This window comes from Alterotamlana spongicola, from assembly GCF_035818475.1.
Taxonomy (GTDB): Bacteria; Bacteroidota; Bacteroidia; order Flavobacteriales; family Flavobacteriaceae; genus Cognatitamlana.
In genome coordinates, this window is the sequence record NZ_JAYMGV010000001.1 from 2,684,145 (window position 1) to 2,704,066 (window position 19,922).

General features: G+C 32.5%; 23 protein-coding genes. 14 read left to right on the forward strand and 9 right to left on the reverse strand.

Going from position 1 to position 19,922, the window contains the following annotated elements; all coding sequences use genetic code 11:
• Positions 1-2: 2 nt before the first annotated feature.
• Together VOI54_RS11590 and dnaA are read right to left on the reverse strand one after the other, a co-directional pair.
• Positions 3-455, reverse strand: a complete 453-nt coding sequence (locus tag VOI54_RS11590) for a low molecular weight protein-tyrosine-phosphatase (RefSeq protein WP_326282953.1) — start codon at positions 453-455, stop codon at positions 3-5.
• A 14-nt stretch (positions 456-469) separates the two neighbouring features.
• The gene (dnaA, locus tag VOI54_RS11595) at positions 470-1,897 is read right to left on the reverse strand and encodes a chromosomal replication initiator protein DnaA (RefSeq protein ID WP_326282954.1); all 1,428 of its coding nucleotides are present in this window, start codon (positions 1,895-1,897) and stop codon (positions 470-472) included.
• Between the two features lie 188 nt (positions 1,898-2,085).
• Here dnaA and VOI54_RS11600 point away from each other — a divergent pair, with 188 nt between their 5' ends.
• Positions 2,086-2,484, forward strand: a complete 399-nt coding sequence (locus VOI54_RS11600) for an acyl-CoA thioesterase (protein WP_326282955.1) — start codon at positions 2,086-2,088, stop codon at positions 2,482-2,484.
• A gap of 3 nt (positions 2,485-2,487) precedes the next feature.
• Here VOI54_RS11600 and VOI54_RS11605 read toward each other — a convergent pair whose 3' ends face one another.
• The 4 genes from VOI54_RS11605 to VOI54_RS11620 are packed head-to-tail and all read right to left on the reverse strand — an operon-like array spanning position 2,488 to position 5,169.
• Positions 2,488-3,096, reverse strand: a complete 609-nt coding sequence (locus VOI54_RS11605; RefSeq protein ID WP_326282956.1) for an IMPACT family protein — start codon at positions 3,094-3,096, stop codon at positions 2,488-2,490.
• Positions 3,097-3,102: 6 nt separating this feature from the next.
• Positions 3,103-3,714, reverse strand: a complete 612-nt coding sequence (locus VOI54_RS11610; protein ID WP_326282957.1) for an HAD family hydrolase — start codon at positions 3,712-3,714, stop codon at positions 3,103-3,105.
• Positions 3,707-4,711 (reverse strand): bifunctional diaminohydroxyphosphoribosylaminopyrimidine deaminase/5-amino-6-(5-phosphoribosylamino)uracil reductase RibD, encoded by a 1,005-nt coding sequence (ribD, locus tag VOI54_RS11615; protein ID WP_326282958.1) that lies wholly within the window; start codon positions 4,709-4,711, stop codon positions 3,707-3,709. The genes VOI54_RS11610 and ribD overlap by 8 nt, the downstream gene beginning before the upstream one ends.
• A 2-nt stretch (positions 4,712-4,713) precedes the next feature.
• Positions 4,714-5,169, reverse strand: coding sequence for a hypothetical protein (locus tag VOI54_RS11620; RefSeq protein ID WP_326282959.1), 456 nt, complete (start codon positions 5,167-5,169; stop codon positions 4,714-4,716).
• A gap of 54 nt (positions 5,170-5,223) precedes the next feature.
• Between VOI54_RS11620 and VOI54_RS11625 the strand changes: the two genes are divergently transcribed.
• The 4 genes from VOI54_RS11625 to VOI54_RS11640 all read left to right on the forward strand — a co-directional run bounded on the left by VOI54_RS11625 (position 5,224) and on the right by VOI54_RS11640 (position 9,394).
• Complete coding sequence (locus VOI54_RS11625; RefSeq protein ID WP_326282960.1) at positions 5,224-5,715, forward strand: GNAT family N-acetyltransferase; 492 nt, start codon at positions 5,224-5,226, stop codon at positions 5,713-5,715.
• Positions 5,712-6,560 (forward strand): peptide chain release factor N(5)-glutamine methyltransferase, encoded by an 849-nt coding sequence (prmC, locus tag VOI54_RS11630; RefSeq protein WP_326282961.1) that lies wholly within the window; start codon positions 5,712-5,714, stop codon positions 6,558-6,560. The genes VOI54_RS11625 and prmC overlap by 4 nt, the downstream gene beginning before the upstream one ends.
• The gene (gene ligA, locus VOI54_RS11635) at positions 6,560-8,560 is read left to right on the forward strand and encodes an NAD-dependent DNA ligase LigA (protein WP_326282962.1); all 2,001 of its coding nucleotides are present in this window, start codon (positions 6,560-6,562) and stop codon (positions 8,558-8,560) included. Before prmC ends, ligA begins: the two co-directional genes overlap by 1 nt.
• 81 nt (positions 8,561-8,641) lie before the next feature.
• Positions 8,642-9,394 (forward strand): hypothetical protein, encoded by a 753-nt coding sequence (locus VOI54_RS11640; RefSeq protein WP_326282963.1) that lies wholly within the window; start codon positions 8,642-8,644, stop codon positions 9,392-9,394.
• A 7-nt stretch (positions 9,395-9,401) separates the two neighbouring features.
• Here the strand turns inward: VOI54_RS11640 and VOI54_RS11645 are convergent, their stop codons facing one another.
• A complete protein-coding gene (locus VOI54_RS11645; RefSeq protein WP_326282964.1) occupies positions 9,402-9,782 on the reverse strand; it encodes a DoxX family membrane protein in 381 nt (126 codons plus the stop codon).
• A gap of 537 nt (positions 9,783-10,319) precedes the next feature.
• Here VOI54_RS11645 and VOI54_RS11650 point away from each other — a divergent pair.
• Positions 10,320-10,703: a hypothetical protein gene (locus VOI54_RS11650; protein WP_326282965.1), complete on the forward strand. Its 384-nt coding sequence runs from the start codon at positions 10,320-10,322 to the stop codon at positions 10,701-10,703.
• A 5-nt stretch (positions 10,704-10,708) separates the two neighbouring features.
• Here the strand turns inward: VOI54_RS11650 and VOI54_RS11655 are convergent, their stop codons facing one another.
• Entirely contained in the window at positions 10,709-11,623 is a 915-nt protein-coding gene (locus tag VOI54_RS11655; RefSeq protein WP_326282966.1) for a metallophosphatase, read from the reverse strand.
• 39 nt (positions 11,624-11,662) lie between these two features.
• Entirely contained in the window at positions 11,663-12,400 is a 738-nt protein-coding gene (locus VOI54_RS11660; protein ID WP_326282967.1) for a 5'-nucleotidase C-terminal domain-containing protein, read from the reverse strand.
• Positions 12,401-12,482: 82 nt separating this feature from the next.
• Between VOI54_RS11660 and VOI54_RS11665 the strand changes: the two genes are divergently transcribed.
• From VOI54_RS11665 to recN, 8 genes are all read left to right on the forward strand, one after another.
• The gene (locus VOI54_RS11665) at positions 12,483-13,013 is read left to right on the forward strand and encodes a DUF6913 domain-containing protein (protein WP_326282968.1); all 531 of its coding nucleotides are present in this window, start codon (positions 12,483-12,485) and stop codon (positions 13,011-13,013) included.
• Positions 13,006-13,881: a 4-hydroxy-tetrahydrodipicolinate synthase gene (dapA, locus tag VOI54_RS11670; protein WP_326282969.1), complete on the forward strand. Its 876-nt coding sequence runs from the start codon at positions 13,006-13,008 to the stop codon at positions 13,879-13,881. The genes VOI54_RS11665 and dapA overlap by 8 nt, the downstream gene beginning before the upstream one ends.
• 1 nt (position 13,882) lies before the next feature.
• Entirely contained in the window at positions 13,883-14,806 is a 924-nt protein-coding gene (locus tag VOI54_RS11675; protein WP_326282970.1) for an ion channel, read from the forward strand.
• Positions 14,807-14,914: 108 nt separating this feature from the next.
• Positions 14,915-15,718, forward strand: coding sequence for an outer membrane protein assembly factor BamD (locus VOI54_RS11680; RefSeq protein WP_326282971.1), 804 nt, complete (start codon positions 14,915-14,917; stop codon positions 15,716-15,718).
• 13 nt (positions 15,719-15,731) lie between these two features.
• Positions 15,732-16,061: a DNA-directed RNA polymerase subunit omega gene (locus tag VOI54_RS11685; protein ID WP_072401516.1), complete on the forward strand. Its 330-nt coding sequence runs from the start codon at positions 15,732-15,734 to the stop codon at positions 16,059-16,061.
• A gap of 8 nt (positions 16,062-16,069) precedes the next feature.
• Positions 16,070-17,281: a bifunctional phosphopantothenoylcysteine decarboxylase/phosphopantothenate--cysteine ligase CoaBC gene (gene coaBC / locus VOI54_RS11690; protein WP_326282972.1), complete on the forward strand. Its 1,212-nt coding sequence runs from the start codon at positions 16,070-16,072 to the stop codon at positions 17,279-17,281.
• On the forward strand, positions 17,274-18,161 hold the full coding sequence (gene porD, locus VOI54_RS11695; RefSeq protein ID WP_326282973.1) for a type IX secretion system protein PorD: 888 nt from the start codon (positions 17,274-17,276) through the stop codon (positions 18,159-18,161). Before coaBC ends, porD begins: the two co-directional genes overlap by 8 nt.
• A gap of 64 nt (positions 18,162-18,225) precedes the next feature.
• On the forward strand, positions 18,226-19,878 hold the full coding sequence (gene recN, locus VOI54_RS11700) for a DNA repair protein RecN (RefSeq protein WP_326282974.1): 1,653 nt from the start codon (positions 18,226-18,228) through the stop codon (positions 19,876-19,878).
• Positions 19,879-19,922: the final 44 nt, after the last annotated feature.

Consider the following 19,922-nt stretch of genomic DNA (forward strand, 5'->3'; position numbering starts at 1 on the left):
GTTTATTTAAGTGAGTCAGCAATTATGGAACAAGCTGCATCAAGCATATTATAAACGTTTTCAAATCCATTATCGCCACCATAATAAGGGTCGGGAACATCGTAATCCTGGTCTGGGTAAACAACATTTAATATCATTTTAACCTTTGATACATCTTGATTGTTTCTTGCTAAAGTTGTGACATTGTTGTAATTTGATTCATCCATAACATAAATTAAATCAAACCGATCAAAATCAGAAACCTTAAATTGTCTTCCTTTTAAATTAGAGATATTTAATCCGTGTTTTTTAGCGACAGCTATAGAGCGTTTGTCAGGTGGATTTCCTACATGATAATTAGCTGTACCTGCGGAGTCAACAAAAAAAGAATCATCCGGAAGTTTTGATTTTAAAATACCTTCAGCTAATGGAGAACGACAAATATTTCCCAAACATACCATCAGAATTTTTGTCATGATGCTAGTGGTTTTTATATAGAAAGTTTTTTAGTAATATCCTCAACATATTTTCTAAATTGTTTGTCTGTTGAAGATAGATTGTCTACAGTTTTGCAGGCATGAAGCACAGTGGCGTGATCACGTTTTCCTATTTGAGATCCTATACTGGCAAGTGAAGCTTTTGTGAATTTTTTAGCAAAAAACATAGCTAACTGGCGTGCCTGAACAATATGGCGTTTTCTGGTTTTTGATTGTAGCGTATCAACATCCATTTGAAAATAGTCTGAAACTACTTTTTGAATGTAATCTATTGAAACTTCGCGTTTTGTGTTTTTTACAAATTTTTCAACAATGATTCTGGCTAGGTCAATGGTGATTTCTTTTTTATTGAAAGAAGATTGAGCAATTAAAGAAATGATTGCGCCTTCTAACTCTCTAACATTAGTTTTAATGTTTTTAGCCACATATTCAATAATATCTTCAGGCATTTCAACACCATCACGATACAATTTGTTTTTTAGAATAGATACCCTGGTTTCAAAATCGGGGTTTTGCAATTCTGCTGATAGTCCCCATTTAAAACGAGATAATAAACGTTGTTCTATATCTTGCATATCAACCGGAGCTTTATCACTGGTTAATATAACTTGTTTGCCACTTTGATGTAAATGATTAAAAATATGGAAGAATACATCTTGAGTACCGGCTTTGCCAGATAAGAATTGTACATCATCAATAATCAGGACATCTATAATTTGATAGAAATGAATAAAATCATTCCTGTTGTTTTTCTTTACGGCGTCAATATATTGTTGAGTGAATTTTTCTGCAGAAATATACAGAACTGTTTTTTCGGGATACTTATCTTTTATATCAACTCCAATAGCATGTGCTAAATGGGTTTTTCCAAGTCCAACGCCCCCAAAAATCAAAAGCGGGTTAAAAGAGGTGCCTCCTGGTTTTGCGGCAACAGCTAATCCTGCACTACGTGCCAGTCGGTTTGAGTCTCCTTCCAGAAAATTCTCAAAGCTATAATTTGGATTTAATTGAGATTCAATTTTCACATTTCTAATGCCTGGAATAACAAACGGATTTCTTAGTTCCGGACTTTTATTGTTGAAAGGAATATCAACATCCTGTGACTTTACAGCAGTTCTGTTAGAACTCGGAATTTTTTCTGTAAAAGGCTGTTTGTTGCCATACGTGTTTTCCATTTTTATGATGTAAACAAGTTTGGCAGTTTCTCCTAATTCCTTTGTGAGTGATACTTTAAGAATCTTTACATAATGCTCTTCCAGCCATTCGTAAAAGAACTTACTTGGTACCTGAATGCTTAATGCGTTGTCAGAAAGTTTAACAGCAATAATGGGTTCAAACCAAGTTTTATACGCTTGCGGTTGAATGTTATCCTTTATGAATTCTAGACAATTATTCCATACCGATTGCGCAGTTACACTCATTTTTAGATTATATAGGTTTTTAGTTAGTTAGAATATATACGAAAATGACTTTCGTATCCCCTCTTAATATCGAGGCAAATATGTGAACAAAAATCTTAAAAAAAAAATGAATTACTATTGAATTTTTAGATTTTTTTTCTCATGTTTAACCTCTAGCCGAAACTACAAAAAAATATTCAATAATTCTCATGAAAATCGATGAAATACAAATAAGAGTGAGATATGGGGAAACTGACCAGATGGGAGTAGTGTATCATGGCAACTACCCGTTATACCTTGAAATGGGACGTATTGAATGGCTCAGGAAACTAGGAATATCGTATAAAAAAATGGAAGATAACGGAGTGATGTTACCTGTAATTTCATTGAGTTTAAACTATAAAAAATCAGCAGGTTATGATGATGTAATTAATGTAAAAACTCAACTAAAGAAAAGACCCTCAGCAAAAATTGAATTTGACTATGAAATAACCAATGAAAAAGGAGAGGTTTTAACCACTGCTAATACGGTTTTAGTTTTTGTGGATATGAAAACAAATAAACCAACAAGACCTCCTCAATATATCCTAGATGCTATTGATAGCTAAATTTTAGATTGATTTTATGTTTATTTTATATAAGCTATTAAAGATTTCAAAAATAGATTGTGCTTCTTTTTTTCTTACGGAAATTGTAATTTGACAATCCATTTCTAATGCCTGATTAATAATAATAAGTTGCTTTTCTTTAATAACTCGCATAACCCTATTCATATTTTGATAATCAAAGGAGAGTAGGTAGTTTACGTTAATTGTTTTTTCAATAATATAAGATGATTCTAACGCCATTTGAGCGGCTGTTCTGTAAGCATTTATCAGGCCGCCTACTCCAAGTTTAACACCGCCAAAATACCTAACAACTACTATTAGGATGTTGGTGAGTTCAAAAGATTGTATTTGCCCATAAATAGGCATTCCTGCTGAATTACTTGGTTCTCCGTCGTCATTGACTCTAAAGGAGATGGATTCTGTTCCTAATTGATAGGCGTAGCACCAATGTCTTGCAGCATGGTGCTTCTTTTTTAGAGATTCCAGATGGGCTTTAACATCATCTTGTGTTAATACAGAAAATGCATAGCCAAAAAATTTACTGTTCTTGTCTTTAAATAATACAGGCTCTGGAGACGCTTCTATAGTTTTATATGTATCCTTATTGATCAAATGAGCTTAAAATAAATGTGATTTGACCTTAAAAAGGTTGATAATATCTTCGGTGTCTGGATGAATATGCCAGGTGTTGATATTTAAGGAGTTTGCACTTTTAATATTATCCTGATTATCATCAATAAACAAGCACTCGTTGGCAATGAGTTTATTGGTATTTAGTACAAACTCAAAAATGTTATAATTAGGCTTTATTAAATTTATTTCATGAGATAAGTAAAATTTATCAAAACATGATTTAAATGTTTTATAAAATGGAACTTGTTGTTTGATCCAATCTATATGAAGCTCATTGGTATTGCTGAGCAGGATAAGTTTAAATTTTCCGGTTGTTTTTAATTCTTGCAGGAATTTCAGGCGATATTCGGGAAAATCTTTTAGCATGTAATTCCAGATATCGATGAGTTGATCTTTAGAAAATTCAGGAAAATTACTCAAGTAGAATTCAAGGAATTCATCCGTAGATATTAGTCCTTGCTCATAGAAGCTATTGTAGGCCTGCATTTCTTCAGAAAAAGAGTCAATATTGAAAGCTTCTAAAGCATGTTGATGCGCACCTTTAATGTCAAGGTTTATAAATACATTTCCAAAATCAAAAATGATGGTTTTAATCATTTGAATAGATTTTAAGAGTGTCAGTGACGATTTTTTGTTCAGAGGTTAGTGTTCCGGAAAATACAGGAGCTTTGATTCCGGATTTAAATACAGACTGCCCTGTAAAAACCCGGGCTTCATCCCACAGGTTTTCATCAATAAAAGTTTGAAGTGTTCTTGTGCCTCCTTCAATGATGACTGAATTTATATCATTGTTAAATAAAATACTACAGATTTGTTGAGCTATACTTTTTGAAAAATCAATGTCTTTGTTGGTAATTGAGATTGTTTTGGAATCGCGATTAAAAATATTGAAGGATTGAGATAACTTGTTCTCTTTATCAATCACTATCCTAACAGGGTTTTCTCCTGTCCAGTGTCTTGATGTCAAACTGGGATTGTCTTCTAAAACGGTATTTGTACCTACCAAAATGGCTTGTTCTTCGGTACGCCATTTATGTGTTAATTGCCTTGAAAACCTATTGGTTATCCAAACGGGTTTTTGCTCATCCTTAGCTTTTGGGGCAATAAATCCATTAAAAGTTTGTGCCCATTTTAAAATAACATACGGGCGCTTTTTATTATGAAATGTAAAAAAGCGTTTATGATGTTTTTTGCATTCATCTTCTAGAATGCCAACGGTAACATGACAACCAGAGTCTTTAAGCTTCTTTATGCCTTTGCCAGAAACTTGTATATTATCATCAATGCAACCTATAACTACATTTGGAATTTTATGAAGACTAATTAAATCACTACATGGAGGCGTTTTTCCAAAATGAGAACAAGGCTCTAATGTGACATAGATGGTAGATTCTTTTAAAAGATTTTTGTTTTTAACTGAGTTAATAGCATTGACTTCGGCATGGTTTTTACCATACGCACTAGTAAATCCTTCCCCTATAATTTTATCTTGATAAACTATAACGCAACCAACCATAGGGTTGGGCCTGGTAGAGCCTAAACCGTTCTTAGCTATTTCTAGACAACGTTTTATGTAAAAGGAATGTTGGTGCAATACTAGATTTTAATTTTTATATTTTCTGTTTTGTCAATTTCATAATCGTATGAGAACCCTAAAAACAGGTACTTGATGTCACCTTTATATTGGACTTTGACACTCTTACTAAATAAACTGCCTACTAAGCTTCCTATATTTTTATTACTGAATAAGCTGTCTGTTGGGATTTTTGTCTTTAGAGGAATTGAAAATTCATTTTTTGCAGGAACATCGAAACTTTCAGTTGATATCTGGGCAACTTCGTTATCATTGATATAAACTTTAATCTCATCTGTTTTTAGTGTGCCACCAAGGTCGTTTGGATTCATAAAATAGGCATCAGCACCAAAAGTGATATATTTTGAATTGGATTCTAAAACTTTTATGTTTTCTAATCCCACAAATTGAGGCTTTTCGGTTACAGTGCAACTCCACATACTAAGGAGTAATGTTAATAAGATTATAAACTTTTTCATAATATTTTTTTTTGATTTAATGTATCTTCACTAATTCAAAAACGCTATTTTAAAGTGAGTAAAGATACTATAGTTATTCGAGAAATTGAACCTCAGGATAATGCTCAATTGGAACAAGTAATCAGGGAGTGCTTTTATGAATTCAAAATTCCCTTGGAAGGTACGGCATATTCTGATTCAGAAACGCCAAGAATGTATGAGTCTTATCAAAATAATAACGATATTTATTATGTTATTGCACAGGGAGATGAAGTGCTTGGAGGAGGAGGCGTTAAACCACTGAAAGGTTTTGAAGAAACTATTTGTGAAATTCAAAAAATGTATTTCTCTCCTAAAGTAAGAGGAAAAGGTTACGGTAGAGCACTATTTGAAAAGTGTATGCAAGCAGCTAAAGATTTAGGGTATAAACAATGTTATTTGGAATCTGCTTCACAGCTTAAGGCTGCAATTCATATTTATGAAAGTTACAACTTTAAACATTTAGAAAATGCTTTGGGACATACAGGCCATTATTCGTGCGGTGTATGGATGATAAAAGATTTATGAGACTAAAAGACATTCAAAATACATTTCATAAGGATTTAAAAACAATTTATCCGATAGAAGAGATTGATAGTTTCTTCTATTTGTTAATAGCGTCTTTTTATAAGGTATCTAGGCTTCAATTGGCAATGAATGCTGAAGCATCAGTAGAAAGTCCTCAATTGATTTTAAATGCTTTAGAACAATTGAAGCAACAAAAGCCAATTCAATATATTTTAGGGGAAACAGCGTTTTTTGGTTTAGCGTTTAAAGTTAACAAGCATGTTTTAATACCCAGACCGGAAACTGAAGAGTTGGTAGAATGGATTTTAAGTAGCGCAGACCCCGATAAACAAATTAATATTTTAGATGTGGGCACCGGAAGTGGTTGTATAGCAATAGCATTGGCTAAGCATTTGCCCAATGCTAAGGTTTATGCTCTTGATGTTAGTAAGGACGCTTTAAGTGTTGCAAAAGAAAATGCCAGCCTGCATGGTGTTAATGTAAAGTTTATAGAAGCGGATGTTTTGAATCTTGATCATATTGAACATTTAAAGTTTGATATTATAGTATCTAACCCGCCATATGTCCGTGAACGGGAAAAACGATTTATGGCATCAAATGTTTTGGAAAACGAACCGCATTTGGCATTATTTGTAAAAGATGATAATGCATTGTTGTTTTATGAGGCTATTGTGAAATTTGCTGTTACAGGCTTGGTTGAGCAAGGTGCTTTGTATTTTGAAATCAATGAGTACCTTGGAAAAGATATGATTTTATTATTAAAACAGAATACCTTTGATAAGGTAGAATTAAAACAGGATATCTTTAAAAAAGATAGAATGATAAAAGGAATAAAGCTAAAGTGATGAGTGTTGAGCAAAAAATAAAAGAATTACGAGATGAGTTACGTGAGCACAATTATAAGTATTATGTGCTTGATGAAGCAACAATTTCAGATTATGATTTTGATCTAAAACTAAAGGAACTTCAAAACCTCGAAACAAAATATCCTGAGTTTTTTGATGCTAACTCTCCAACACAGCGTGTGGGGGGAGAGGTGACCAAAAATTTTGAAACTATTGTTCATGAACATCGTATGTATTCTTTAGATAATTCATATTCAAAAGAAGATTTACAGGATTGGGAGACCCGAATTAAAAAACTGGTAGATGGAGAGATTCAATATGCCTGTGAATTGAAGTATGATGGCGCGTCTATTAGCCTGACCTATGAACATGGAAATTTGATAAAGGCAGTTACCAGAGGAGATGGGTTTCAAGGCGATAATGTAACGGCTAACATTAAGACTATTAAATCTGTGCCTCTGCAATTAAAAGGTGATTTCCCGCCAAAGTTTGATATTAGAGGAGAGATTGTGTTGCCTTTTGATGGTTTTAAAAAAATGAATGAAGCCCGTATAGAGCTTGGAGAAGAACCTTATAGAAATCCAAGGAATACGGCTTCAGGAAGCTTGAAATTACAAGATAGTGTAGAGGTTGCTAAACGACCTTTAGAATGCTTGCTTTATAACTTAAAGGGAACAAAATTAGGAATAACTACCCAGTTTGAAAGTTTGGAAAAAGCCAGGAAATGGGGGTTTAAAGTGCCCGAAGCAGCAAAATTAGCAGGTTCTATTGATGAGGTTTTGGAATTTGTAGAATATTGGGATGTTCACAGGCATGATTTGCCATATGAAACAGATGGGGTTGTTATAAAAGTTAATAATTTACAACAACAGGAAGAGTTAGGGTATACAGCAAAGGCGCCACGTTGGGCCATGGCTTATAAGTTTAAAGCAGAACAGGTTTCAACAACGCTTAATAGCATTACGTATCAGGTGGGGAGAACCGGGGCGATTACTCCGGTTGCTAATTTGGAACCGGTAGAATTGGCAGGAACTATAGTAAAACGAGCCTCCCTTCATAACGCAGACCAAATAGAAAAGCTTGATATACGAGTAGGAGATGTAGTATATGTTGAAAAAGGAGGGGAAATCATTCCTAAGATTCTTGGAGTAGATTTAACAAAACGACCAGTAGATTCAAAGCCTACAGAATATATAGCATTTTGCCCGGAATGTCATACAGAATTGATAAGGGAAGAAGGGGAAGCCCAACATTATTGTCCAAACTATAATGGGTGTAATCCTCAAATAATTGGAAGAATTCAGCATTATATATCTCGTAAAGCTATGGATATAGATGGACTTGGCGGAGAGACTGTGGCGCTTTTAGTGAATGAAGGCTTGATTTATAATTATTCAGACCTATATGAGTTGTCTAAAGAACAGATTGTTCCTTTAGAGCGTATGGCAGAGAAAAGTGCAGAGAACTTAATTAACGGTATTAGAGAATCTAAGAACATTCCGTTTGAACGTGTATTGTATGCTTTAGGGATTCGTTATGTAGGAGAAACCGTGGCTAAAAAGTTGGCTAAACATTATAAGAGTATTGATACCATAATAAAGGCTTCAACTGAAGATTTGGTTAATGTTGACGAAATAGGTATTAAGATTGCCGAAAGTGTAAATGCGTTTTTTACTTCAGAAGCAAATAATTATATAGTAGACCGTTTAAAGCAATTTGGGGTCCAGTTAGAAATATCTGCTGAACAGCTGGAAGGCCAAACAGAACTACTTAAGGGGGATACTATAGTTGTATCAGGTGTCTTTGAATATGTTTCAAGAAATGAACTTAAAAAACTGATTGAAGACAATGGAGGCAAGGTGAGTAGTTCTATTTCTTCAAAAACAAGCTACATTGTTGCCGGAGCTAATATGGGACCCAGCAAGAAAGATAAAGCAGAAAAGTTAGGTGTTCTTTTAATTAAAGAAAGTGAATTCCTTCAAAAAATCAATTATTTTTAAAATTTTATCGATAAAATGTAATTTTTTAACGATTAATTGTAAAAAATAATTATATTTGGCCATTAACCAGAATTACTTGTTATGCCCAAATCTAAAGTCTTGGCTGGTATCGTTGTAGTGTTGTACATACTTTTTGTTGTTTTTGAGTTTAGCAATAATAATGATGTGGCAATATTTTTTAATGCGTTGTTAATACCGGTTATAACAATTTGTTATATTTTAAGCATAAAGAGAAAGAATATATTTTTTCTATTGTTTTTAATATGTTACTCTATATCAGATATATTAGGAGCAACCACTCATTATATGTTGTATTATGTTTTTAATCACGAGGACTATCAGATATATTATGAATATGATTATTATGTTGGAAATATACTATATATCTTATCCTATTTATTTCTACTCATAAGAGTTTTGAATACTATTTCTTTGCATCATGTTATTAGAAACTTTAAGATCCACATATTAGTTTTGTCCGGTTTGAATGTTTATCTAATTTATGTATTGCTAATTATTGTGGAACCTAATTTAGAATATAAAAATGAATATTATATAGAATTGATTTACAATATTGTGACGTTACTTTTATTATCAAGTGCCTTGTTAAATTACATTTATAGAGATAATAAAAAATCATTATATCTATTTTTAGGTTCTTTATTTATTGTGTTTTCAGAAGTGCTGGATGTGGCTTATATCTATATTGATCAAAAAAGCTTACTAAGTGTTTTAGCTGCAACTTTGGCTATGGGAGCATTCTATTTTTATTATAAGCAAACAACATTCTCTGATAAGTTATATAATAATGATGAGCAATACATGGTACTTTAGTGATCTTTTATTCGCTTTTTAAGAAGGGTATCTCTTTTCTGTAAATAAATAAAATAATAGCAGACATTATAAATGTAATACATGCAGTTATAAATAATAAGCCTCCATCATTTTTAACCTCAATCCCTATTTGAGTCAGATGCATAAAAATAGCGCCGCCAATAATTCCTATAGTTAAAGAAGCCCCAATCCATACCGTTTTGGGCATCAGTATTAGAATCCCGGCAATCAATTCAAAAACCCCAATCATAATTCTACCATAAGGTTCAAGCCCGGCCTTTTGAAAGATATAGACACTGTCAGGGTGTGCTGAAAATTTGAAGCGTAGGGTTTGAATCAGGATGACTGCAACAATAATTCTCAGGGCTAATGGGATATATTTTTTCATGGTTTGGTTTTTATTTCCTTGTTAGACGAGTAAATAGAGGAAACTTTTCATAAAAGCGTAAAACTATTAGATAAAAGGTAGGTATTTGTTACGTTTTATCGATAAAAGGTGTTTTTTTAACGTTATAATTAAATTAAATCTTATGTTTGGTAAGACCTAACTTATGTTATTATTATGAAAAATTGGAATTTATGTAGTTTCAATACTATAATATTTGCTATACTTTTTTTTCTGCTTTTAGCAAATGTTTTTAGTGTTTTAATGGGAGATAAATCATTTATTGAGTATATAAATGTATTAACTATACCGTTATTTTTAATTTTCTCGATACTGAAATATAAACCTGATAATGTTTCGTTTATTTTTTTCTTGCTTTTTGCATTTTTAAATGATATTTCCGGCATTATCTTTCAGGGCCTCCATACCTTTTATGCAACTAACATATTTTTCATTGCTGCATGCACTCAATTGTTGATCATAGTATTACAAAACATTGATCTAAATCGTGTTAGGAAGTCAATTAAAGCATATTTATTAATGATGTTTCTTATTTCTATTTTCTTTTTAAGCTTGATTTATGAAACTATTGAAGTTGTCTTGCTGAATCAAATCACAGTAATTTTATTTATGGTAAAATCTTTGGTTTTAATAGTATTAGGTTTATTGTCTTTTGGGGTGTATTTGAGTGTGCAGAATAAGAAATCAATATGGTTTTTGACTGGCGTAGTGTGCTTGGGGTTTTCTGCAATATTTGATTATTTCAATATTTATTTCTTAAATGAATGGCGGTTTTTTATGGGGCATAAATTGCTATATGTAACCGGTATATATTTTGCCTTTAAATATGATATCAGTAATAATAGTATGACAACTATTAGAAATGCAGACCAAGACAGCTTTCAAAATAATATTTGGGCTTAAATAAACTATACAATAATGGATGTTCCGTTAGCGGATTTGTTTTTGTTGTAATCAAAATAAAAGTCTATTTTTCCCAAGTAAATACCATAACATCCAACCTGATTTACTAACATGTTTTTACCTTCTGAGTTTTTAACAATAGTTGGCTTGGGTAAGAACGTATGAGTATGTCCCCCAATTATTAAATCAATATCTTTAGTCGCTTTAGCAAGGTTTAAATCACTTATTCTTTCAGGGTTGTTTTTGTAATTATAGCCTAAATGAGACAAACAAATTACAAGATCACAGGCTTCATCTGTTTTTAGAACCCTGCTCATATCTTGAGAAATTTCAATAGGATCCAGGTATTTTGTTTCCTTATACATTGTAGGATCAACCAAACCGCTTAATTTTATGCCTAAACCAAATACACCTATTTTAATACCGTCTTTAATAAATATCTTATAGGGTTTTGTATGTGTATCCATGATGGTATTTGAAAAGTCATAGTTAGCTGAAATAAATTCAAATTCAGCATGAGGTAATTGGGCATATAAACCGTCAATTCCATTATCAAAATCATGGTTACCAATGGTGGCAGCATCGTATTTTAATTTACTCATAAGTTTGAATTCCAATTCACCTCCATAATAATTAAAATAGGGAGTGCCTTGAAAAATATCTCCAGCGTCTAACAATAAGGTGTTAGGGTTGTTTTTCCTGAAGGACTCAATTAAACTGGCTCGTCTTGCAACCCCGCCTTTATTGGCATTTCTACCGTCATTAGGCCCAAAGGCATCAATATGGCTATGTACATCATTAGTGTGTAGTATAGTGATTTTTTTAGTCTTTGTGGTAGTAAATGACTGTAAGCCTACAGAGCCAATAGCTGTTAAGGCTGTAGCAGCTGTTGTTTGCTGAATAAATTTTCTACGCTTCATCTGTGTTCAATTTTAATCTAATGTGTTTAGGTTATGCTTTTATTGATTTTTTTGAATAAATCTGTCATCTATTACCGGACTTAAGGTATCTACTTTTTTAAAATTATCTATTAAAGCATTTCTTATTTTATAATCTAAAACATAGAGGCTGTCATTAGGTTGAAAAAAGCTCATATTGTCTCCACCATTATATAAATAATCATTAGTAGCAACATAATAAGTTTTAGTTTGATCAATGGGCTTCCCTTTAATTTTGGCTTCAATGATATCATAGTTGTCATCAATAATCAATTTTAGTTTTGATATGGGATGTGCTCTTTTTGCTTGACTTAAATAATGTGTTAGCCCGTTTATTTGAGACCCTTTCAGAGCAACAACAACAATACTGTTTTCAAAAGGCATGAGCTGATAAGCAGTTCTGGCTGAAATATTACCCTGGGGTAGAATAGAACGAATACCTCCATGATTTAAAAGTACCATATCAATATCAAATCCTGTTCTTTTTTTAAAAACAGGATTGGCTTCTTCGTAAACTATATCAGCCATAAGGTTTCCAATTGCCGTATTAAATGTTCCTTCTGTTTTTGAATACGTTTCAGCAGAATAAGCAAGGACGCTATCTAAATCTTTATCAATGTGAGCTTTATAAGGCTTGATAAAATCTTCAATTTCTGAGCTGGAAGGGAGGCTATCGTTAATTGTAATTCTGCTTCCTTCTATTTTAGTTAAATGTGATTTTTGGTTCTTACAATTGAAAAAAACTAAAAAATATAACAAAAAAAATAAATGTGTAAACCTCATATACAAAACTAATTATTTGAATGTACTTTTGCTACCTTTGCGCAAAGGATAAAGATAAATGATTTTAAAGGGTTTTAAAGAAAAATCTAATAAAAAGTACTTAAACAAATTGTTGTCAGAAAGACAAGTTAATGTTAGTAATGGTGCAATTAAAAGTTTAGGAATTATCCTCAATATTGATGAAGTCAATGATTTAGAAATATTTAAGAGTTTGGCTGAGGTATTAAAAGTCAGACCTGGTAAATTAAAAATCATAACTTTTTCAGAACATATACAAGAAGACTTAAATTCATGGGATGCTTGTTATCACCCAAAGGATTTTGGTTGGAATGGGGCTATAAAAAACGTTGAATTACAATCTGTTTTAAGTACAGAGTTTGATGTTTTAGTTAGTTATTATAAAAAGGATATATTAGAATTAAAATTGCTTACGGCATTGTCAAAAGGACAATTTAAGATTGGAATTTTGCAAACTGATGAGCGATTGAATGATTTAATAATAAAAACCAGTTTAAAGCAGTTTGACCTGTTTAAGGCAGAGGCCTTTAAATATTTAAGTATATTAAATAAAATAGATAATAATGAGTAAGTTTCTAGGAACCGGGGTAGCGTTGATAACACCATTTAATTCAGATTCAAGCATAAATCATGAAGCCTTGGCCAATATTGTGAATTTTAATATAGATAACGGAACAGATTATCTGGTAATTTGCGGTACTACAGGAGAAAGTGTCACACTTACTAAAGAGGAGAAAAAAGAAGTTGTGGCTACCATATCTAAAGCTAGTAATGGAAGAGTGCCTTTGGTTTTAGGAATTGGCGGAAATAATACAGCGCTTATAATAGATGAAATTAAATCAACAGATTTAAGCAATATAGATGCTATTTTATCAGTATCTCCCTATTACAGTAAACCTACTCAGGAAGGCCTTTATCAGCATTTCAAAGCTATAGCCGAAGCTTCTCCTGTTGATGTTATTTTGTATAATGTACCGGGAAGAACATCAAAAAATATGGAACCCGAAACAACATTAAGGCTGGCAAACAATTTTGATAATATTATTGGAGTTAAAGAAGCCGGAAACAATATATCTCAATATTACGAGTTGATTAAGAATAAACCGGATGATTTTTTGATTATCTCCGGTGATGATGACCTGGCTTTAGGAGCTGTTTTAGCTGGAGGAGCAGGCGTTATTTCTGTAATTGGCCAGGCATTTCCCAAAGAGTTTTCAAATATGATTCGATTAGGGTTGAAAGGAAATGCTAAAGAGGCTTATAAATTGCATTTTAAGCTTATGGATATAATAGGGTATATTTTTGAAGAGAATAACCCGGCAGGAATTAAGGCGGTTTTTGAGGCGCTGAATTTATGCGAAGATACCGTTAGACTACCGTTAGTACCCGCCTCTAATTCATTAAAGAGTAAAATAAGTAGTTTTGTAGAAAACTTTTAGTTTGGGTAAAAAAATAAAAGATCCGGGAATAGGCAATTCGTCAGCACAATTGGCTAAACGAATGATTAATAACAATGGATCTTTTAATGTTATTCACATAAATAAGTCTAGGCGATTTTCTGAAGCTTATAATTATTTGGTAAATATCTCCTGGTGGCGGTTTTTTACACTGGCTTTTTTGTCTTATGTCATAGCCAATATAGGATTTGCTTTAATTTATCTGTTTATTGGTGTAGGACAAATTACAACTTCAACAGGGCATGTCCTAAAGGATTTTTTTAATGCCTTTTTCTTTTCATCACAAACCTTTACCACATTGGGCTATGGTGCTATGTCACCAAATGGAATTGAAAGCGGAATTGTTTCCTCAATAGAAGCGTTTGTAGGTTTGATGTTTTTTGCGTTTACAACAGGTTTACTTTACGGACGTTTTTCAAAACCCAGAGCAGCAATTAGATTTAGCAAGCATTTGGTTTTAAGAGATTTTGGTGAGAATAAGGCCATTATGTTTAGAATTGAAAACAACAGAAAGAGTACAATGATAAATCCTGAAGTATCAGTAACATTGACACTTTCAAAAAAGAACGACAAGGGTGAATATGCAAATAATTTTTATTCCCTTAAATTGGAAAGAAGTAATATAAGCTATTTACCTACAACATGGACCATAGTTCATGAGGTTGATAAAGGAACGCCCTTATTTGGTTTATCTGAAAATGAGTTGATAAAACAAAGAGGAGAATTAATCGTTATGGTTAGTTATTATGATGAATCGTTTAATCAGGTGGTACATCAAATGTATTCTTATTTACTTAATGAGATCAAGCTGAATTACAAATTTGTAAAAGCATATTATTACAATGATAAAGGAGAAATGATTCTGGATCATAAACTTTTTGATTGTATAGAATCGTTAAAAAGTTAAATATAACTTAAACCTTATTTTTACTAGGTTTCAAGAATTACTTTAGCTTGAAATAATATTTTTAAAATCCATATTAATAACTTAATTTTGCATCCTGTTTAAAAATCTATGAATAAATTTATATATATATTAATAGCTTTTATTGTTTTAAGTAGTTGTAGCGAATATCAAAAGGTTTTAAAGTCTACTGATATTGGAACAAAATTTAAACTGGGAGAAGCTTTATATAATGAGGGGAAATATGCTAAGGCTAATAAGCTTTTTGCTCAAATAGTACCAAACTATAGAGGGAAGCCCCAAGCAGAAAAATTAATGTTCCTGTATTCTAAGTCGTTTTATGAAATGAGAGACTACTATGTTGCAGGGTATCAGTTTGAGCGTTTTGCATCTAGTTATCCAAAGAGTGAAAAATTGGAGGAAGCTTCTTTTTTAAGTGTAAAGAGTTATTATATGTTATCTCCTTCTTATAGCAAGGATCAAAAAGAAACAAAAGAAGCAGTAGAAAAGCTACAGGAGTTTATAGATTTATTTCCAGAATCCCAACATTTAGATGAAGCTAATACTTTAATGAAAGAATTAGTTTATAAACTGGAAAAAAAGGCTTTTGAAATTGCTAAACAGTATAATACCATATCTGAGTATCAGGCATCTATAAGGTCTTTTGACAACTTTGCTTTTGAATTTCCAGGTTCTGTTTTAAAAGAAGATGCTTTGTTTTACAGATTGGATTCTGCTTATAAGCTAGCGGTTAATAGTGTAGAAATAAAGAAAAGAGAACGTTTGGAACAAGCGAAAGAATATTATACTGCATTTAAAAAAGCATTTACTGATTCAAAATATCTGGATGATATTGAAGATATGGCAGTTGTTATTGATGAAGAATTGAAAGGGTATAACAGCCCAAAAAGTTAAATAATAAGTGAAAATGGATTTAAAAAAAACCAATGCTCCGGTTAATACGGTAACGTATGACAGAAATCAAATAGATGAGCCAACAGAGAACATCTATGAGTCAATTTCTATCATTGCCAGACGTGCAGAACAAATTAACACAGAGATTAAAAAAGAACTTATTGATAAGTTAGAAGAATTTGCTACTTACAATGATAGTCTTGAAGAGATCTTTGAAAATAAAGAGCAAATTGAGGTTTCTAAGTTTTATGAAAAATTACCTAAGCCTCATGCATTAGCTGTTCAGGAATGGCTAACAGATAAGATTTATTTTAGAAATACTGAGGAAGATTCTCAGGAATAATTTCTCTTATGAGTATATTAAGCGGCAAGAACATACTGTTAGGTATTACGGGTGGTATTGCCGCTTATAAAACAGCTTCATTAGTAAGGTTGTTTATAAAATCCGGCGCCAACGTAAAAGTGGTTATGACGCCCTCTTCTAAAGATTTTATTACACCACTTACCTTATCAACACTTTCCAAAAACCCAGTATATTCCTCATTTACAAATGAAGAAGATGATAATGCTATATGGAATAACCATGTAGATTTGGGGTTGTGGGCAGATATTTTTATTATAGCCCCGGCAACGGCAAATACCATGTCAAAAATGGCCAATGGTGTTTGTGATAATTTGTTGTTAGCTACTTATTTGTCAGCTAAATGTCCCGTGTATTTTGCGCCAGCAATGGATTTGGATATGTATAAACATTCTTCAACATTGCAATCATTTGAAAAATTGAATGCATTTGGAAATACTATGATCCCAGCAACCAGTGGCGAGTTGGCAAGCGGATTAGTAGGAGAGGGAAGAATGGCTGAGCCTGAAGACATTATTACATTTATAGAAAGTGATATTCTAGGAAAATTACCATTACGAGGAAAAAAAGTCCTGATTACTGCAGGGCCAACATATGAGGCTATAGACCCGGTTCGTTTTATAGGCAATCATTCCAGTGGAAAAATGGGATTTGAAATAGCTAAAGCAGCAGCCAACTTTGGAGCAGAGGTTGTTTTAGTAACAGGGCCAACGTATCAAAAGATAAACCATAGTTTAATTAGGGTTATTCCGGTAACCAGTGCGCAAGAGATGTATCAAGAGGTACATACTTATTTTGAAACTACTGATATAGCTATACTTTCAGCAGCAGTTGCAGATTATAAGCCTAAAGAAGTTGCTGATCAGAAAATAAAAAAGAAGTCTTCAGCGTTAACCTTAGAGTTGGAGAAAACAAAAGATATTTTAGCATCACTGGGTGAAATTAAAAAGCATCAGTATTTGGTAGGCTTTGCCTTAGAGACCAATAATGAGCTTGAAAACGCAAAAGGAAAATTAAAAAGAAAGAATTTAAATTTAATTGTATTAAATTCGTTAAACGATAAAGGGGCAGGATTTAAAAGTGATACTAATAAAGTCACTTTGATTGATGATTCGGGAGAAATTATTGAGTTTAAATTAAAATCTAAGGGAGAAGTAGCCATAGATTTATTGAGTAAAATTATATCACAAGTCAATGCGTAAGATTTTAACTTTATTGATATTATGCGTTACAATTAATAGTTTTTCGCAGGAGTTGAATTGTAATGTTGTTGTAAATGCACAACAAACAGGTAATGAAAACTTTCCCATTTTCAAGACTTTGGAAAAACAGGTAACCGAGTTTATCAATAATACAAAATGGACTAACAAAACTTTTAAAACACAGGAACGCATAAATTGCAGTATGGTATTGAACGTGAGTGATTATAGTGGTGAATCGTTTAAAGCCACTTTACAAGTGCAGTCATCCCGTCCAATTTATGGTTCTTCATTCAGTACACCGGTGTATAATTTTAACGATAAAGATTTTACATTTAGGTATTTAGAATTTCAGAATTTAATTTATAATCCTACGCAGTTTGAATCTAATTTAATTTCTGTTTTGGCCTATCATGTTTATATGATTTTGGCTTTAGATGCCGATACATTTTCTGAAAAAGGAGGGGATGAGTATTATAAGCAAGCTCAAATAATTACTAATTATTCGCAGCAGGGTAATTTTAAAGGCTGGAAATTAGAAGACGGGTTGCAAAGTAGATTTGCACTTATAGACAATGTATTATCTCCAACCTTTAAAGAATACAGAGAAGTGCTATATGATTATCATAGAAAAGGATTGGATGTAATGAGTCACAATGTAAAAGAAGGGAAGGAGGAAATAACTAGTTCTTTAAAGAAATTCCTACCCATGAATAACCGTAGGCCTAATTCATTTATATTACGGACATTCTTTGATGCAAAGTCTGATGAAATAGAGCAAATATTTTCAGGAGGCCCTAATGTAAATATTGCCAGTGTTAAAGACGCTTTACAAAAAGTTGCCCCCATGTACAATAGTAAATGGCAAAATATTAAGTTTTAAAACGCTCTTGTTTTAAAAGGCTTTTGCTATATTTATTTTCAAAATTAAAACCTATTTAATAGTCTTGTTAACCTCACTTTCAATAAAAAATTACGCCTTAATAGATAAACTTCATGTGGATTTCAACGATGGTTTTTCAATAATAACAGGAGAAACAGGAGCAGGTAAGTCTATTTTACTTGGAGGGTTATCATTAATTTTAGGGAAACGGGCAGATTTAAGTAGCTTAAAGGATAAAACCGATAAGTGTATTATAGAAGCCGTTTTTGATGTTACAAACTATAAGTTGAAATCGCTGTTTGATTCTGAAGACTTAGATTATGAAGACCAAACCATTATTCGTAGAGAGATATTGCCTTCCGGAAAATCAAGAGCTTTTGTAAATGATTCACCAGTAAACCTTGCCAGTCTTCAGTTATTGGGCGAACGTTTAATAGATGTTCATTCGCAGCATCAAACACTTCAGTTAACAAGCAATGAGTTTCAGTTTCAGGTTATTGACGCTTTAGCTCATAACGGTGTAAAACTGCAGGAATTTCAAAAAGAGCTAAAAAGCTATAAAAAGCTGGAAAAAGAGTTAATAGAGCTTTTAGACGCTAAGACTGAAGCAATAAAGGAGCATGACTATAATTCATTTTTATTGAATGAGTTAGTAGAAGCAAATTTAGTAGAAGGTGAGCTTGAGGCCTTGGAGGATGAGTATGAAGCCTTAAATAATGTTGAGAATATAAAAGAGGCTCTTTCAGAAGGGTATCAAATATTAGAGGATGAACAGATAGGAGTGATAGCAGGATTAACGTCATTAAAAAACGCATTTCAAAAGCTGTCGGGTTATTCCTCTAAGTATGAAGAACTATTTGATAGAGCTTGTAGTAGTTTAATTGAAATGGACGACTTATTTGGAGAGGTACATAATATACAAGAAGGTTTAGAAGCTGACCCGGCCAGGTTAGAAGCTGTTAACTCAAAGTTAAAAGTACTTCACGATTTAATGCAAAAACATGTAACATCAGATGTTTCAGAGTTAATAGCTATTAAAAATCAACTAGAAAACAAGATTTCGGTTACAGAAAATTTGGATGCTTCTATTGCAGATACGCAAAATAAAATTGTAATAAAAGAAAGCGAACTGGAATCTCTTGCCAAAGAGATTCATGAAAACCGTATTGAAGTTATCCCGCAATTAAAGCTCCAATTAGAGACTGTTTTAAATGATTTAGGGATGCCCAATGCCCAGTTTAAAATACATATAGAATATAGTGAGTCTTTTTATGCTAATGGAAAAGATGAGCTAACTTTTTTGTTTTCAGCAAATAAGGGAGGCCATTTTAATGAATTGAAAAAAGCTGCATCAGGAGGGGAATTATCAAGAATCATGCTGGCAATTAAATCAGTTTTGGCAAATTATGTACAATTACCAACCATCATGTTTGATGAGATAGATACAGGGGTTTCCGGTGAGATTTCAAATAAAATGGGAGATATTATGCTGCAAATGAGCAAAACAATGCAGGTGTTTTCCATAACACATTTGCCGCAGATTGCAGCTAAAGGGCATTCGCATTTTAAAGTGTATAAAAAAGATGTTGATAACAAAACCCAAACTAATTTGATAAGACTAAATCAAGAAGAACGTATTGTAGAAATTGCACAAATGTTAGGAGGTAAGGAAATCTCTAGCTCAGCCATAGCCCATGCCAAAGAGTTACTCAATTAATTAGTATCTTTGTGGGCTGAAATATTAAATAAACCAACATACAA

Coding starts and splice junctions, on each gene's coding strand:
- VOI54_RS11610 (WP_326282957.1), bottom strand. CDS start 3,714: ATGATTAAAACCATCATTTTTGATTTTGGAAATGTATTTATAAACCTT.
- prmC (WP_326282961.1), top strand. CDS start 5,712: ATGAGACTAAAAGACATTCAAAATACATTTCATAAGGATTTAAAAACA.
- dnaA (WP_326282954.1), bottom strand. CDS start 1,897: ATGAGTGTAACTGCGCAATCGGTATGGAATAATTGTCTAGAATTCATA.
- VOI54_RS11590 (WP_326282953.1), bottom strand. CDS start 455: ATGACAAAAATTCTGATGGTATGTTTGGGAAATATTTGTCGTTCTCCA.
- VOI54_RS11600 (WP_326282955.1), top strand. CDS start 2,086: ATGAAAATCGATGAAATACAAATAAGAGTGAGATATGGGGAAACTGAC.
- VOI54_RS11650 (WP_326282965.1), top strand. CDS start 10,320: ATGATGTTTCTTATTTCTATTTTCTTTTTAAGCTTGATTTATGAAACT.
- VOI54_RS11645 (WP_326282964.1), bottom strand. CDS start 9,782: ATGAAAAAATATATCCCATTAGCCCTGAGAATTATTGTTGCAGTCATC.
- VOI54_RS11680 (WP_326282971.1), top strand. CDS start 14,915: ATGAATAAATTTATATATATATTAATAGCTTTTATTGTTTTAAGTAGT.
- VOI54_RS11620 (WP_326282959.1), bottom strand. CDS start 5,169: ATGAAAAAGTTTATAATCTTATTAACATTACTCCTTAGTATGTGGAGT.
- VOI54_RS11640 (WP_326282963.1), top strand. CDS start 8,642: ATGCCCAAATCTAAAGTCTTGGCTGGTATCGTTGTAGTGTTGTACATA.
- ligA (WP_326282962.1), top strand. CDS start 6,560: ATGAGTGTTGAGCAAAAAATAAAAGAATTACGAGATGAGTTACGTGAG.
- VOI54_RS11655 (WP_326282966.1), bottom strand. CDS start 11,623: ATGAAGCGTAGAAAATTTATTCAGCAAACAACAGCTGCTACAGCCTTA.
- VOI54_RS11685 (WP_072401516.1), top strand. CDS start 15,732: ATGGATTTAAAAAAAACCAATGCTCCGGTTAATACGGTAACGTATGAC.
- VOI54_RS11665 (WP_326282968.1), top strand. CDS start 12,483: ATGATTTTAAAGGGTTTTAAAGAAAAATCTAATAAAAAGTACTTAAAC.
- porD (WP_326282973.1), top strand. CDS start 17,274: ATGCGTAAGATTTTAACTTTATTGATATTATGCGTTACAATTAATAGT.
- coaBC (WP_326282972.1), top strand. CDS start 16,070: ATGAGTATATTAAGCGGCAAGAACATACTGTTAGGTATTACGGGTGGT.
- dapA (WP_326282969.1), top strand. CDS start 13,006: ATGAGTAAGTTTCTAGGAACCGGGGTAGCGTTGATAACACCATTTAAT.